General features: G+C 46.0%; 10 protein-coding genes. 3 read left to right on the plus strand and 7 right to left on the minus strand.

The features are described 5' to 3' along the window. Window positions 1-12: 12 nt before the first annotated feature. Complete coding sequence (locus HMPREF2794_RS25330) at window positions 13-2,652, minus strand: valine--tRNA ligase (protein ID WP_055270149.1); 2,640 nt, start codon at window positions 2,650-2,652, stop codon at window positions 13-15. A gap of 64 nt (window positions 2,653-2,716) precedes the next feature. Further along, window positions 2,717-3,355 carry a hypothetical protein gene (locus HMPREF2794_RS25335; RefSeq protein WP_070753035.1) on the minus strand — a complete coding sequence of 213 codons (639 nt, stop codon included), beginning with the start codon at window positions 3,353-3,355 and terminating at the stop codon, window positions 2,717-2,719. Between the two features lie 91 nt (window positions 3,356-3,446). On the opposite strand from HMPREF2794_RS25335, the gene HMPREF2794_RS25340 reads away from it, so the two are divergent. Together HMPREF2794_RS25340 and mazG are read left to right on the plus strand one after the other, a co-directional pair. Then, window positions 3,447-4,514 (plus strand): DUF3810 domain-containing protein, encoded by a 1,068-nt coding sequence (locus HMPREF2794_RS25340; RefSeq protein ID WP_010536945.1) that lies wholly within the window; start codon window positions 3,447-3,449, stop codon window positions 4,512-4,514. Window positions 4,515-4,618: 104 nt separating this feature from the next. Further along, window positions 4,619-5,407, plus strand: coding sequence for a nucleoside triphosphate pyrophosphohydrolase (gene mazG, locus HMPREF2794_RS25345; protein WP_008764515.1), 789 nt, complete (start codon window positions 4,619-4,621; stop codon window positions 5,405-5,407). A 204-nt stretch (window positions 5,408-5,611) separates the two neighbouring features. On the opposite strand, the gene HMPREF2794_RS25350 is transcribed toward mazG, so the two are convergent. The 5 genes from HMPREF2794_RS25350 to rpsA form a co-directional block, all read right to left on the minus strand. Further along, window positions 5,612-6,079: a hypothetical protein gene (locus HMPREF2794_RS25350; protein WP_029425358.1), complete on the minus strand. Its 468-nt coding sequence runs from the start codon at window positions 6,077-6,079 to the stop codon at window positions 5,612-5,614. Window positions 6,080-6,107: 28 nt separating this feature from the next. Next, window positions 6,108-6,494 carry a hypothetical protein gene (locus HMPREF2794_RS25355; RefSeq protein ID WP_029425356.1) on the minus strand — a complete coding sequence of 129 codons (387 nt, stop codon included), beginning with the start codon at window positions 6,492-6,494 and terminating at the stop codon, window positions 6,108-6,110. 47 nt (window positions 6,495-6,541) lie between these two features. Then, window positions 6,542-7,093: an RNA polymerase sigma factor gene (locus HMPREF2794_RS25360; RefSeq protein WP_010536942.1), complete on the minus strand. Its 552-nt coding sequence runs from the start codon at window positions 7,091-7,093 to the stop codon at window positions 6,542-6,544. 38 nt (window positions 7,094-7,131) lie between these two features. Then, the gene (locus HMPREF2794_RS25365; RefSeq protein ID WP_029425355.1) at window positions 7,132-8,070 is read right to left on the minus strand and encodes a ribonuclease Z; all 939 of its coding nucleotides are present in this window, start codon (window positions 8,068-8,070) and stop codon (window positions 7,132-7,134) included. Between the two features lie 106 nt (window positions 8,071-8,176). Then, a complete protein-coding gene (rpsA, locus tag HMPREF2794_RS25370; RefSeq protein WP_010536940.1) occupies window positions 8,177-9,973 on the minus strand; it encodes a 30S ribosomal protein S1 in 1,797 nt (598 codons plus the stop codon). A 168-nt stretch (window positions 9,974-10,141) separates the two neighbouring features. On the opposite strand from rpsA, the gene HMPREF2794_RS25375 reads away from it, so the two are divergent. Next, a complete protein-coding gene (locus HMPREF2794_RS25375) occupies window positions 10,142-16,015 on the plus strand; it encodes a DUF3320 domain-containing protein (protein ID WP_070753037.1) in 5,874 nt (1,957 codons plus the stop codon). The last annotated feature ends 26 nt before the right edge of the window (window positions 16,016-16,041 follow it).

A 16,041-nucleotide genomic window follows, 5' to 3' on the forward strand; every position in this document is an offset into this window, starting at 1 on the left:
TGTATCAGTTCATTATGCCTTTTTTAAAGCTGCGATGCTTTCTTTCAAAGAACTGATGATACTTTCCGCATCGGCCTGCTTCTTACGTTCCATTTCGAGAACGGCTGCAGGGGCATTATTGACAAATTTCTCATTGCTGAGTTTCTTCAATACACCTTGCAGGAATCCTTCCTTATGTTTCAGTTCAGCTTCCATACGGGCGATTTCGGCTTCTACATCAATCATGTTGCCCAATGGCACAGCGTATTCGGTAGTTCCTACCATGAAGGAAGAAGCACCTTCCACCTTGCTCTCTACCACTGTGATAGAAGAAAGGTTACACATCTTCTGGATCACCGCATTGAACTCTGCAACCGGATTTTCACCCAGCACCTGCAAATCAAGCGGTTCTTTCTGAGCTATGTTCTTTTGCAGACGGATGCTGCGGATATTACTGATAACTCCCTTGACAACTTCAAACTGTGCAACGAATGCGGTGTCTACATAAGTATCCATGCTCAATGCACTTACCATCAGACTTTCTCCTTCTTCCGCATTACGTTCGTACATCTGTTGCCACAATTCTTCTGTGATGAACGGCATAAACGGATGAAGCAGATGCAACAGGTTATCGAGGAAGCAGAGAGTAGCGTCATAAGTGGTACGGTCAATTCCCTGTCCGTAAGCCGGTTTAATCATTTCCAGATACCAGGAAGAGAATTCATCCCAGAATAATTTATAAACAGCCATCAATGCTTCGCTCAGACGGTATTTGCTGAACAAGTCCGCTACTTCGGCAGCTACCTCGTTCTGTTTGGATTCAAACCAGTGGACAGCCAGTTTAGCGGCATCCGGAGCCTGAATATTATCGTCAACCGTCCAGCCCTTGATCAGACGGAAGGCGTTCCATATCTTACTGCAGAAGTTACGTCCCTGTTCGCAGAGCGCGTCGTCAAAAAGAATATCGTTTCCGGCGGGAGCTGCCAGCATCATTCCCATACGGACACCGTCAGCACCATATTTGTCGATCAGTTCCAACGGGTCGGGTGAGTTGCCGAGTGACTTGGACATCTTACGTCCCAGTTTGTCGCGAACGATCCCTGTAAAGTAAACGTTCTTGAACGGCATCTTTCCTTCATATTCGTAACCCGCCATGATCATACGTGCCACCCAGAAGAAGATGATATCCGGTCCGGTCACCAGGTCGCTGGTCGGATAGTAATAGCTGATTTCCTCGTTACCCGGATGATTGATTCCGTCAAACAGGGAGATAGGCCACAACCAGGAAGAGAACCAAGTATCCAGACAGTCTTCGTCCTGACGAAGATCATCCATCGTCAAAGCGGCGTTTCCTGTTTTCTCTTTGGCTTTAGCCAGCGCTTCTTCGGGAGTGGCGGCTACCACATAGCCACCTTCCGGCAGGAAGTAAGCAGGAATACGATGTCCCCACCACAACTGGCGGCTGATACACCAGTCTTTGATGTTCTCCATCCAGTGCCGGTATGTATTCTTATATTTGGCAGGATAGAATTTCAACTCATCGTTCATTACCGGAGGCAATGCCATATCGGCAAAATGCTGCATTTTGAGGAACCACTGCATAGACAATTTCGGTTCGATCACTACATTGGTACGCTCTGAGTAACCTACTTTATTTGTGTAGGCTTCTGTCTTTTCGAGCAATCCGGCAGCATCGAGGTCTTTCTCAATCTGCTTGCGGACGTCGAAACGATCCATACCGATATATAACCCGGCAGCTTCGCTCAAAGTCCCGTTATCGTTGAAGATGTCGATGCTGGGCAGATTATACTTTTCACCCAACATATAGTCATTTACGTCATGGGCCGGAGTTACTTTCAGACAACCGGTACCGAACTCAATGTCCACATAATCGTCTTCGATGACAGGGATAACACGGTTTACCAACGGAACGATTACTTTCTTTCCTTTCAGCCATGCGTTCTTGGGGTCGTTGGGGTTGATGCACATTGCCGTATCGCCCATGATTGTTTCGGGGCGGGTCGTTGCTACTACTGCATAGCGGCCTTCCGGATCACCTTCCACCTTATAGCGGAGATAGAACAGTTTTCCGTGCTCTTCCTTGTAGATCACTTCTTCGTCGGAAAGGGCAGTCAACGCTTTCGGGTCCCAGTTTACCATACGGACACCACGGTAAATCAATCCTTTGTTGTACAGGTCTACAAATACTTTCAATACGCTTTTGCTGCGTTCCTCATCCATAGTAAAGGCGGTACGGTCCCAGTCACAGGATGCACCCAATTTGCGGAGTTGCTTCAGGATAATGCCTCCGTGCTCTTCTGTCCAGTCCCAGGCATGTTTCAGGAACTCATCACGGGTCAGGTCTGTCTTCTTGATGCCCTGGGCAGCAAGTTTGTTTACAACTTTTGCTTCGGTAGCGATGGAAGCGTGATCAGTTCCCGGCACCCAGCAGGCATTCTTGCCTTCCATACGGGCACGACGAACCAAAATATCCTGAATGGTATTATTAAGCATGTGTCCCATGTGCAACACACCGGTGACGTTCGGGGGCGGAATGACGATGGTGTAAGGTTCACGACCATCGGGTTTCGAACTGAATAAACGGTGTTCCAGCCAATACTGGTACCACTTTCCCTCCACGTCAGCGGGATTGTACTTACTTGCTAATTCCATGTTTCTTTATGTATATGATAATGTATATTCAAAAAATAACGGCTGCAAAATTAATAATTTTAATTCAAATCTTGCCACCCACAGGATGTTTCTGTGCCCGGAAAGATAATTTATATCCCTCATAAACAGCAATTCCATAAAATAAGGCGGACATCGACACCACATTCTTCACCATGACAGAAAAGATTTCGCCATAATCGACTCCCGCCAGCACTTCGAAAAACGTCATATCATAATCCTTAGCAGCAAAGCCGATGATGGATAAGAAATCACCCAACACACAACTGATCAATGCCAGTACCGCTCCCAAAATACCGAAAACGGGACGTATCCCCTTCCCCTGCCGCATGGCGAAACCGACCAGAAATCCGACTCCGATAGCCATATACCCCATCTGAAGACCTGTAGAAACGGAGATGAGACTCCATGCCACCGCCCCCAAGATACACGCGACGGATGCATACAGCACTCCTTTGGGAAGATTTTCTTCGGCGAGAAGTTCTTCTTCCGTCATTGACACCGGAAAGTCGTCGGGCTTGGGAGGAGCTATCTTCAACAGTTCTTCATCCTTCTCGAAGTTTTCGCATTCTTCGTCAAAGTCAGGAAGCTCTCTGGTACGTTTGCAAACAAGCCCTTTCCCATTCACGAAATCACGTGACACGCAATTCCGGCAATACTTTTCAATTTCTTCTACGGTAGCCATCTTTCGTTTAACAGTTTTTTTGCAAATATAGAGGTATTTTTTCGCGTGACGTTTATTTAATGCATATTTTTGTTGACTAAAATCTGCACGGATGATGAAACGGAAACTGATAATTAGATATATACCCCTGGGAGTACTGCTGCTTCTGGTATGGATGACACAATCGATTCCCGCTTTGGGAAACCTGTATTCACAAACCGTTTATCCTGTCATCTCCCGCGTTTTGTCATTCTTCTCCAACTTATTCCCTTTTGCCATAGGGGATTTATTTATTTTCGGGAGTATCACGGGAGTCATCGTTTATCCATTTTATGCCCGTATCCGCAAGAAACTGCCGTGGAAGAGGATTCTGCTGCGTGACGGAGAATATCTGTTATGGGTTTACGTATGGTTCTACCTCGCGTGGGGGTTAAACTATTCGCAGCCAAACTTTTACCAGCGTACGCATATTCCTTATACAGCTTACACACCGGAGATTTTTCAAGAGTTTGTGGATAACTATATCGACTCACTGAACAGTTCGTTTGTTCCCGTAAAAGGAATCCATGAGGAACAGGTACGTGACGAAGCTGTCAAACTTTACAATCAATTAAGCGACAGCCTGGGAGTACACCGCCCTCCATTTCCCAATCCACGGGTCAAGACGATGATATTCACCCCATTCATATCAATGGTCGGAGTGACGGGAAGCATGGGGCCTTTCTTCTGCGAATTCACTTTAAACGGAGACTTGCTCCCCATCAACTATCCGGCAACGTACACTCACGAACTGGCTCATCTACTGGGAATTTCGAGCGAGGCAGAGGCCAATTTTTATGCCTATCAGGTTTGTACCCGTTCACAAATAAAGGGAATCCGTTTCAGCGGCTACTTCTCGATTCTGAATCATGTACTGGGGAACGCCCGACGGCTGCTGAGTGAAAAAGAATACGCCGATATAATCAACCGTATCCGACCGGAGATTATAGAACTGGCGAAAAAGAATCAGGAATACTGGATGGCTAAATACAGTCCGTTGATCGGTGATGTTCAAAACTGGATATACGACCTCTACCTGAAAGGAAACAAAATAGAAAGCGGAAGAAAAAACTATTCGGAAGTGATCGGGCTGTTGATTTCGTATCAAGTATGGAAAGCGAAAACCGCATCAGACCAATAAAAAGACTTTTATTAACTCCCTTGCTTTTGTTTTCGTACCGATTAAGGCTATAAAAGACAAGGAAGCATTATCTTTGCAACATTATTTATAAAAAAATCAAAGGAATGATACATACAAGAGAAGAACAGATGGAAGCCTTCGGCCGCTTTCTGGACATCCTCGATGAGCTTCGGGTCAAATGTCCGTGGGACCGCAAGCAGACGAACGAAAGTCTGCGCCCCAACACTATAGAAGAGACTTACGAACTTTGTGATGCCTTGATGAGGGATGACAAAAAAGATATTTGCAAGGAGTTGGGAGATGTGCTGCTGCACGTAGCATTCTATGCAAAGATCGGTTCGGAGACAGGTGACTTCGACATTAAAGATGTCTGTGACAAGTTGTGCGACAAACTGATTTTCCGCCATCCTCACGTATTCGGAGAAGTAAAAGCTGAGACTGCCGGACAGGTATCCGAAAACTGGGAACAGCTGAAACTGAAAGAAAAAGACGGAAACAAAAGTGTATTAAGCGGTGTTCCAGCTGCACTCCCTTCACTCATCAAGGCTTACCGCATTCAGGACAAAGCCCGCAATGTAGGTTTCGACTGGGAAGAACGGGAACAGGTATGGGATAAGGTAAAAGAAGAAATCGGAGAATTCCAGGCAGAAGTAGCCAATATGGACAAAGAGAAAGCAGAAGCCGAATTCGGCGACGTCATGTTCAGCCTCATCAATGCGGCACGCCTCTACAAAATCAATCCGGACAATGCTTTGGAACTAACCAATCAAAAGTTCATCCGCCGTTTCAACTACCTGGAGGAACATACGATTAAAGAAGGGAAAAACCTGAAAGATATGTCTCTTGAGGAGATGGACGCTATTTGGAACGAAGCTAAGAAAAAAGGACTGTAACCCCATCCTCCTTCCTTATGAAACGGATATAATACGTGTCCAAACTCTGTTATTCCCACTTCCAGCAGTCTATTCTTTTAGTAAAACAACAAAGGTAAGCTAACAATTCATCCGGAAACAAAAATCAGAGGCTCTATCCGCATAGAATAGAGCCTCTGATTTACTCTGACAGAGCGTCTGTTTCATCCCAACAGAGCCTCCGTTTTATTTCTTTCTTTTCGGGTCATTTCCTCCGTCATTGCGGTTCATGCCTTTCAGCATTTCCCGATGGAAACGCATCTCCGCACGTTGAACGAGGTATATCTTCTTGTTGGAAAGTATCTTTTTAAACCGGTCCAGATAAGACTTATCAAGACGGTCGGCAGCGATACGGTTGTCACATACCTTTGCTACAATTTCTTCGTACTGGGCTTCTGTTGTTTTATCGTCTTTACCTTGACGCATCAAACTCCACGATTCATCGTTCAGTTTCTTCTTCTTCTCCTGCAGTTCAAAATAAACCGGGAAGAATTTGGCAGCCTCTTCCTTTGTTAATCCGGCCTGCCCAATAATAAACGCTTTCTGTTTATTCCGGAATTCCTCACGGGACAAATGCTGGTCACATCCATCGGCAGCCCAAAGAACAGGCATAAAGCCACATAACAAAACGATTAAAGTGATTAGTTTTCTCATTTTCTATTATTCAATCTGTTTTAATAAATCATTCTACACTCGCGTCACTCAGATAGACGTATAACGAATAATCATCCAACATCGCACGGTCCAACGCTACATCAATCATCTCGTCGGATACTTGTTCCGTATCCGTCTCCATAGCCGTTACTGCCACCGTTATATCATCTGCTGCCGGTTTATGGTCTGACGACGCCACCCGGATAATCAGGGCAGCTCCTACAAACATAGCCGCCATATAGAATAATGGTTTCAATCTCGTCCATGTCGAAACAGGCTCTTCCTTGAAAACGACTTTCTCTTTTTCAGGAAGTTTGTTCATCACCTCTGAAGTCAGATTTTCAAAGTAACCGTCGGGCACTTTGAAGGAATGCTCCTTTCCGATTTTCTTCAATAGGGTATCTTCTTCTTTCATACGTTTTTCTCCTCTCTTTTGATTAGACAATGTCTGCTTTAAAAGGTTTAATCTACTTCTTCCAAAAACTTCTCTATTTTCTTCACGGCATGGTGATAGGAGGCTTTCAGGGCTCCGACCGAAGTCCCGAAGATCTCTGACATATCCTCGTACTTCATTTCCTGATAATACTTCAGGTTGAACACCATCCGCTGTTTCTCGGGCAAAGTCAGCAATGCTTTCTGCAATAGCATCTGCACCTGGTCGCCCGAATAGTACGGATCACTCTCCAGCTTCTGCACAACTACTGCCTCGGGGTCGTCAATAGCCACCATCGTTGTAGCACGCTGCCTGTTCAGAAAAGTAAGACATTCATTCAGCGCGATACGGTAGAGCCACGTAGACAGCTTCGCCTCGGCACGGAAATAATCAATATTCGTCCATGCCTTAATGAAGGTATTTTGCAGAAGATCGTTCGCATCTTCATGCGATAGTACCATCCGGCGGATTTGCCAGTATAACTGCTCGCTGTATTGCGCCACAATCAACTCAAATCCTTTCCGCTGCGTACTCTCCTCCTGAAGGAGTTTCAGAACTTCACGTTCGTTATAAGGGGTCATAATCTCTCGTATCTGTATGTTTATTTATGGTTTTTCTTTTACTTCTCATGTACCGCTCCTCCTTCGAGTTCAATACACATATTTTCTCTTGCTAAAATTGTTTGGGGAAAGATGGCCGCTGCTTCATTCAACAACACAGTTTCATCCTCATAGCGTGCGGAAAAATGTCCGATTACTAATTGTTTCACTTCGGCATTCAATGCCATCTGTGCAGCTTGCGCAGCCGTTGTATGGTGGGTTTCCTTCGCCCGTGCCTGCTCAGTCTGCGCAAAAGTTGCTTCGTGAAAAAGAAGGTCTACCCCCTTTATCTGATCCACAATCTCAGGTCGGTAAATTGTGTCGGAGCAATACGCATATTTTCGTGCGGGAGCAGACGGACGGGTCAAGCGGTGATTCGGAATGACTTCTCCTTCGGGAGTCACAAAATCAGCTCCGTTTTTAATTCGGTTCAGTTCGTAGACAGGTACCTTGTAGAAGTCTACCATATCTCTGATTATATGATTGGGACGTTGCTTTTCCTCAAAAAGAAAGCCGCAACAAGGAATGCGGTGCTTCAGAGGGATGGTAGTCACACTCACCGAACGGTCGTCATAAATCAGTGCCGGTTGCTTTGTCTCAAACTCATGAAAAAAGACTTTATAGGCCAGTGTTTTGCAAAAGAAAGAGAGTAATGGGGCAAACAGTTCTTCCAGTCCTTTAGGTGAATGAATATGTAAATCTGCCGTTCGTCCCAACAGTCCGAAGGTAGAGATCAGTCCCGGCAAACCAAAACAATGATCGCCATGAAGATGAGAAATAAAGATATGATTCAGACGGGAAAACTTCAGGCGAGAACGGCGCAACTGCATCTGAGCCCCTTCCCCACAGTCAATCATAAAAAGCTTTTCACGCAAGTTCACAACCTGCGATGTCGCAAAATGGCGAGTGGTGGGCAAAGCAGAACCGCATCCAAGTATATGTAGTTCAAATTTCTCCATAGCGGCACAAATGTACACAAGTTTTTTGATATTTGCGCTATCATGGGGCAAACAAAAAAAAGCGCCCCGATCACCGGAGCGCTTTTCCATTATATAGAAATAAGAATTATTTCTTTCCTTCCAACTGTTCCTTCAAAGCAGCCAAAGCGTCGATGTCGCCCAGCGTAGTTGAAGCAGCCTGGTTCTGGATCATCGGAGCATCTTCTCTCTTGTTAGAAGACTTCTTAGCACCAGAAGCAGCTTTCTTTTCTGCTCTTTCTTCAGCCTTAGCTACATCTTCGAAGATACGGCTGTGAGACAGGATGATTCTCTTAGCGTCTTTGTTGAACTCGATTACTTTGAATTCAAGTTTCTCATCCAACTGAGCTTGTGAACCGTCTTCTTTTACAAGGTGTTTCGGAGTTGCGAAACCTTCTACACCGTAAGGAAGAGCTACAACAGCACCCTTATCCAACATTTCGATGATAGTACCTTCGTGTACAGAGCCTACAGTGAATACTGTTTCGAATACATCCCAAGGATTTTCTTCGAGTTGTTTGTGACCCAAGCTCAAACGACGGTTTTCTTTGTCGATTTCCAGTACCTGAACTTCGATGTCAGCACCGATCTGAGTAAATTCTGACGGGTGTTTCACTTTCTTAGTCCAAGAAAGGTCAGAGATGTGGATCAAGCCGTCAACACCTTCTTCGATTTCTACGAATACACCGAAGTTAGTGAAGTTACGTACTTTTGCAGTATGCTTGGAACCTACAGGATACTTCTCTTCGATCGTTTCCCATGGATCTTGTTTCAGTTGTTTGATACCCAAAGACATCTTACGTTCTTCGCGGTCCAAAGTCAAGACTACAGCTTCTACTTCGTCGCCCACCTTCATGAAGTCCTGAGCAGAACGCAGGTGCTGGCTCCAAGACATTTCTGATACGTGGATCAGACCTTCTACGCCTGGAGCAATTTCGATGAATGCACCGTAGTCAGCCATCACAACAACTTTACCTTTCACCTTGTCACCTACCTTCAAGTCAGTGTCAAGTGCATCCCATGGGTGCGGAGTCAATTGCTTCAAGCCAAGAGCGATACGTTTCTTTTCGTCATCGAAGTCAAGGATAACAACGTTGAGCTTCTGATCCAGTTCAACCACTTCTTTCGGATCGCTAACGCGGCCCCAAGAAAGGTCTGTGATGTGGATCAAACCGTCTACGCCACCCAAGTCGATGAACACACCGTAAGAGGTGATATTCTTAACAGTTCCTTCAAGAACCTGTCCTTTTTCGAGCTTGCCGATAATTTCTTTCTTCTGTTGTTCCAGTTCAGCTTCGATAAGAGCTTTGTGAGATACAACAACGTTTTTGAATTCCTGGTTGATCTTAACCACTTTGAATTCCATTGTTTTGCCAACGAATACATCATAGTCACGGATCGGTTTAACGTCGATCTGAGAACCCGGCAAGAATGCTTCGATTCCGAATACGTCTACGATCATACCACCCTTTGTGCGGCACTTGATGAATCCCTTGATAATTTCTTCATTTTCCAGAGCAGCGTTAACGCGATCCCAAGAACGAGTAGCGCGGGCTTTTCTGTGTGACAGAACGAGTTGTCCTTTTTTGTCTTCCTGGTTTTCGATGTATACTTCTACAGTATCACCCACCTTCAGGTCCGGATTGTAACGGAACTCATTCAAAGGAATGATACCGTCTGATTTGTAACCGATGTTCACAACTACTTCACGCTTGTTCATTGCGATTACGGTTCCGTCAACAACCTCACGGTCGTTCACCTTGTTAAGCGTACCGTCGTAAGCTTTTTCAAGTTCTTCGTGGCTTGCGCTTGTTACAGCTTCACCGTTTTCATAAGCATCCCAGTTGAAGTCTTCAATAGGAGCTACGTTCTTTAAGTTTTCCATTAATAAATAAATTGTTTAATACTTTAATTGAATAAGACATTATATTATCTATAAATCGGGCGCAAAGGTAGAAATATTTTCTTGACCGACAAAAGAATAGCAAAAGAAAAGAGGAACATATTCGTATTTTTTGTAATATTGCAAATCTAACATTATATTACTACGGACATGAACGGAACATTGGACAAAATCAAGGTGCAGTTTGATTATCTGCCACTTATAAACTTCGCGATGCAGCAAAATAAAGTATCGGTCATCCACCGGCTTTCGATTGAAAACATGACGTCCGAGCCATTCAGAGACATTCAGGTGCTAATAACTGCCGAACCCGACTTCGGCAATATCACCCCTGTGGCTGTAGAAGCAATTCCTGCCAATGATTCCGTGTGCCTGCAGTCATTCAGCCTTCTCCTGTCCGCCAATTATTTCGCCCAACTGACCGAGCGTATGTCCGGAAGCCTGAAAATAGAAATCCGCTCCGAAGCGGAACTGATCTTTACCCAGACATATCCTATCGACATACTGGCATACGACCAATGGGGCGGAATCAATATATTCCCTGAAATGCTGGCTGCATTCATCACGCCCAATCATGCCGTGCTTGCTCCTGTTATCAAAAGGGCCGCCGCCATTCTGGAACAATGGACCGGAACACCGTCGCTGGACGAATATCAAAGCCGTAACCCGGACCGTGTGAGAAAGCAAATGGCAGCTATCTACACCGCCCTCACCGAACAGCAGATTATCTACAGTACTGTTCCTGCCAGTTTCGAAGAACACGGGCAGCGTGTCCGCCTGACAGATTCCATACTGGCACAAAAGCTCGGAACCTGTCTCGACATGGCATTGCTATACGCTTCCTGTCTCGAATCCATAGGACTGAATGCTCTCATCGTCATCACCAAAGGACATGCTTTTGCTGGTGGCTGGCTGGTGCCGGAAACCTTTCCGGACGCTACCATCGATGATGTATCTTTACTGACTAAACGGACAGCCGAAGGAATCTATGACATCACTCTGGTAGAAACCACCTGCATGAGTATGGGGTACAATACCGGTTTCGACAATGCTGTGAAAAGTGCCGACGGCAAACTAAGCGATTCGGGAAATTTCATCCTTGCAATCGATGTCAGAAGAGCCAGACATTCGGGAATCCGCCCTATCCCCCAGCGGGTGTTAAACGGACAAATCTGGGAAATAAAAGAAGAAAAGGAAGAGAATTTTTATAGGAATACAACGCATGCTACCCCGCAAAGCGTGAATCCGTATGACTTGTCGGGCAGCGAAACCCAACCGGTTCTCACCAAGCAACTGCTTTGGGAAAGAAGTCTACTGGATCTAAGTTTGCGCAACAACTTGCTGAACATCCGGATTACCAAAAACACGCTTCAGCTGATTCCGGCAAACCTTGCCTGTCTGGAAGATGCGTTAGCGGAAGGGGATGAATTTCGTATCCTCCACCGTCCAGCCGAATGGGAAAATCCGGTAATGGAATTTGGCATCTACTCATCCATACCGGCATCTGATCCGATTACCGATTTTGTAAATTCGGAGCTTTCACAGAAAAGGTTACGTTTTTATTTACCGGAGAATGATTTAGGTAAGGCACTGACCCACCTGTACCGTTCGTCCCGTACCTCTATCGAAGAGAACGGGGCCAACACGCTTTACCTGGCTCTCGGTCTTCTGAAATGGTACGAAACTCCCTCCAGCGAACGTCCCCGCTATGCACCGATATTGCTGCTGCCGGTTGAAATCATTCGCAAGTCAGCCGCCAAAGGGTATGTGATTCGTTCGCGGGAAGAGGAAACGATGATGAACATTACCTTATTGGAAATGCTTCGCCAAAACTTCGGTATCTCCGTGCCGGGACTCGATCCGCTTCCGGCTGACGAAAGTGGAGTCAACGTCAAGCTGATTTACTCCATCATCCGGCATTGCATCAAGAATCAGCGTAAATGGGATGTGGAAGAACAGGCTATTCTGGGTATCTTCTCGTTCAACAAGTTCATCATGTGGAACGACATCCACAACAATGCTCCCAAACTGGTCCAAAACAAAATCGTCTCCAGCCTCATCAACGGAAAGATCGAATGGGATGCAGTCACGGAGGAGATGGATGCCACCTACTTGGACCGACAGTTATCTCCGGCAGATATCGTACTGCCCATCATTGCCGATTCGTCTCAGCTGGAAGCAATCTACGAGGCTGTACACGACAAGACTTTTATCCTGCACGGACCTCCGGGAACCGGAAAGTCCCAGACAATCACGAACATTATCGCCAATGCACTTTATAAAGGGAAGCGCGTATTGTTTGTTGCCGAAAAGATGGCAGCCCTCTCCGTCGTCCAAAACAGGCTGGCAGCCATAGGACTTGCCCCGTTCTGTCTGGAAATTCACTCCAACAAGACGAAGAAGTCCACCGTTATCTCGCAACTCAAAGCAACAAGTGAAATCATCCGGCAAACCGCTCCCGAAGAGTTCCGGAAAGAGGCCGAACGTCTGCTTCTGTTACGGACAGAACTCAATAAGTATATCGAAGCCTTACACAAGGAATATCCTTTCGGACTTTCGCTGTATGATGCTATCATCCATTACCAGTCCATAGATACCGAGCCTTACTTCCATATTCCATTATCTTATCTGAATACATTGGATAAAGATAAATTCTCACATTGGGAAGATGCCGTCGAGTCTTTGGTAAGAACTGCCAATGCCTGCGGACACCCGTATCTTCATCCGCTGACAGGAATCACTATTCACGAATATTCGTCTGCCCTCAAAGAAGAAGCGGCACAAACGCTCACGACTTTCATCGGCTTGCTGACTGCCATACAATTGAAACTATCTGTCTTTTCCGTTTTACTGAAAGACACGGATATTCATCCTACCCGCAAGGATTTCGAAATAATCGCCGCCATTATCCGAAAGATACTCGATATTCCGGAACTCACGCCCGAACTGCTGACCACTCCTTTATTGAATGAAACACTGGAAGAGTACCGGAAAGTCGCGGAACACGGCAAGAAACGCGACGAAGTCAAAGCAGCAATAGAAAACGGATTCACCAAAGAGATCCTAAAAATAAATGCCGGTCCTATGTTGGCCGAATGGAATCGTGTATCCGCCCAATGGTTCCTCCCTAGATATTTCGGACAAAGGAAGATTATCAAGGAGCTTCGTGCGTATGCTCTGAGGCCGGTAAAGCCGGAGGCCGTCAACCCTCTGCTCCATCAGGTCATCCGTTATCGGGAGGAACTGGAATTTACAGACAAATACGTCGCCAAGCTACCTTCCCTGTTCGGAAGATTCGGGAGAGACGAAGAATGGGAAACGATCAATCAGATTATCTGTGAAATGTCTTCCCTCCATTCCCTGTTGCTAAGTTATTCGAAAGATGTGGCAAAAACATCCCGGATCAAACAGAACTTAGCGTTGCAACTGACGGAAGGTATCCGGACATTCAAAGATATTCATTCCCATTCCCTCAATGAATTGTATCAGCTGTCCGAAGCGCTTACAGCCACCGAGCAACAGCTCTCCGGCACTTTGGGTATAGCCGCAGAGTCACTTTACGCAAACTCTGCCGACTGGACAAACATCGCTTTGCAGAAAGCCGGAACATGGAAAGAGAATCTGGATAAACTCAAAGACTGGTATCAATGGCAGCAAGCTTCAGGCAAACTGAACGAACTGGGCCTCGGATTCATCGCAGAAAAGTATAAGGAAAAGAATATCCCTACAAACCTGCTCCTGAGTGGCTTCCGCAAAAGTTTCTACCAAACCGCCACTCGCTATATCATTGGCAAAGAACCGACACTGGAATTATTCAACGGCAAGATATTCAACGATATTATAGCCAAATACAAACAAGTATCCGCCAACTTTGAGAACATTACCAAGAAGGAGTTGTTTGCCAAACTGGCGTCCAACATTCCATCCTTTACCCACGAAGCTATCCAGAGCTCAGAGGTCGGAATATTGCAAAAGAACATACGCAACAATGCGCGCGGCATATCCATCCGGAAACTATTCGACCAGATTCCGACCTTATTGCCACGTATGTGTCCCTGCATGTTGATGAGTCCCATATCTGTTGCCCAATATATTGACACCGACGCGGAAAAGTTCGATCTGATCGTCTTCGACGAAGCTTCACAGATGCCGACTTACGAAGCAGTAGGCGCCATCGCCCGGGGAAAGAATGTGGTCATCGTAGGCGACCCCAAGCAGATGCCGCCCACCAGCTTCTTCTCCGTCAATACCGTTGACGAAGACAATATCGAGATGGAGGATCTGGAAAGTATTCTTGACGACTGCCTCGCCCTGTCAATCCCTTCCAAATACCTGCTGTGGCATTATCGGAGCAAACACGAAAGCCTGATTGCTTTCAGTAACTCCGAATACTACGACAATAAACTTATGACTTTCCCGTCTCCGGACAATATCGAGTCGAAAGTAAGAAGGATTGCTGTCGACGGTTATTATGACAAAGGAAAATCACGCCAGAACCAAGCGGAAGCACAAGCCGTAGTAGACGAAATAGCAAGGAGGCTAAGAAGCGAAGAGTTAAGAAAGAAGAGTATAGGCGTAGTCACTTTCAGCGTAGTCCAGCAGGCATTGATTGAAGATTTATTATCCGATCTCTTCATCTTCCACCCCGAACTGGAAACCTTTGCACTGGAATGTGAAGAGCCTCTGTTTATCAAAAACCTCGAAAATGTGCAGGGAGACGAACGGGATGTAATACTGTTCTCTGTCGGTTATGGCCCGGATGCCGAAGGGCGCGTCAGCATGAACTTCGGTCCGTTGAACCGGGCGGGAGGTGAAAGACGACTGAACGTAGCCGTCTCCCGTGCCCGATATGAAATGATCATCTTCTCCACACTGAGATCGGATATGATTGATTTAAACCGGACCTCCTCCATCGGAGTAGCCGGACTAAAACGTTTTCTTGAATATGCGGAGAAAGGGATGAAACACCCGCTGAATACCTCCAGCAATATCTATCTCCCGGATGAAGAGACTTCCATCGAGAAGATTATTGCCGACAAGCTGCGTTCTTTAGGATATACCGTACATACGGATATAGGTTGCTCCGGATATAAGATCGATATAGGTATTGTCGATCCTCAAAATCCGTCCAGTTACCGGTTAGGTATCATTTGTGACGGAAAGAACTACAAACGTACCAAAACAGCGCGCGACCGGGAAATTGTTCAAAACAATGTACTGAAAGCGCTTGGATGGGACATCTGCCGTATATGGACGATGGACTGGTGGGAAAAACCAGATGAAGTAATTGCAACCCTACGAAGAAGAATCTCACAGCATGCGGACAGCAATCAGGAGAACGAAGAAGAAACTGTCCGGACGGAAGAACAAAAAGACACGGCGAAACCGGAGATTCTCAAAGCGGCATATCCTGCCATCTCCAAAAAACAACTCGCATTCAGTCTTGCCGCCGCCATCAAAGAAGACAGATACAAAAAACGAAAAGTTGTGTATCAGGAAACTGAATTAACCGCAGGGCAATACCAGGCAACAGATTTCTTTTTTGAAAGAAGTATCCCTATACTCCTCTCTCAAATCAAAAGAATCATGGAAAACGAAGCCCCGATCAGCCAATCCCTGATCTGCCAAAAGATAAACGCTGCATGGGGAATATCACGCATGTCCCAAACCGGTTCTCACCTGGATGCCCTTATACGCAGGCTGAACTTTTACCGTAGCAGACATAACGGGATCGACTTCCTGTGGCTGGACGAAGCACAATACCGAACTTATTCACAGTTTCGTACCGATTCCAATCGTGCAGCTACAGACCTGCCCCCGGAAGAAATCGCAAATGCAGTGAAATACGTACTGACCGACTCCGTCAGCCTGCCCCTTCCGGACCTGGCCAAAGCCTGTGCCAAACTATTCGGATTCCCCCGTATGGGATCAAACATCGAAGCATCCATGCAAAGAGGCATTCAGGAGGCAGTGAAAAGAAAGTACGCTAAAGTGGAAAGCGGACGGATAACAATCATCGGTTAAGACAGCACAGCATGTGAAACACAACC

The organism is Bacteroides sp. HMSC067B03 (genome assembly GCF_001811315.1).
Taxonomy (GTDB): Bacteria; Bacteroidota; Bacteroidia; order Bacteroidales; family Bacteroidaceae; genus Bacteroides; species Bacteroides faecis.

Excerpts from the sequence above, each read along its gene's own strand:
- HMPREF2794_RS25330 (WP_055270149.1), bottom strand. The coding sequence starts at position 2,652 with ATGGAATTAGCAAGTAAGTACAATCCCGCTGACGTGGAGGGAAAGTGG.
- HMPREF2794_RS25335 (WP_070753035.1), bottom strand. The coding sequence starts at position 3,355 with ATGGCTACCGTAGAAGAAATTGAAAAGTATTGCCGGAATTGCGTGTCA.
- HMPREF2794_RS25340 (WP_010536945.1), top strand. The coding sequence starts at position 3,447 with ATGATGAAACGGAAACTGATAATTAGATATATACCCCTGGGAGTACTG.
- mazG (WP_008764515.1), top strand. The coding sequence starts at position 4,619 with ATGATACATACAAGAGAAGAACAGATGGAAGCCTTCGGCCGCTTTCTG.
- HMPREF2794_RS25350 (WP_029425358.1), bottom strand. The coding sequence starts at position 6,079 with ATGAGAAAACTAATCACTTTAATCGTTTTGTTATGTGGCTTTATGCCT.
- HMPREF2794_RS25355 (WP_029425356.1), bottom strand. The coding sequence starts at position 6,494 with ATGAAAGAAGAAGATACCCTATTGAAGAAAATCGGAAAGGAGCATTCC.
- HMPREF2794_RS25360 (WP_010536942.1), bottom strand. The coding sequence starts at position 7,093 with ATGACCCCTTATAACGAACGTGAAGTTCTGAAACTCCTTCAGGAGGAG.
- HMPREF2794_RS25365 (WP_029425355.1), bottom strand. The coding sequence starts at position 8,070 with ATGGAGAAATTTGAACTACATATACTTGGATGCGGTTCTGCTTTGCCC.
- rpsA (WP_010536940.1), bottom strand. The coding sequence starts at position 9,973 with ATGGAAAACTTAAAGAACGTAGCTCCTATTGAAGACTTCAACTGGGAT.
- HMPREF2794_RS25375 (WP_070753037.1), top strand. The coding sequence starts at position 10,142 with ATGAACGGAACATTGGACAAAATCAAGGTGCAGTTTGATTATCTGCCA.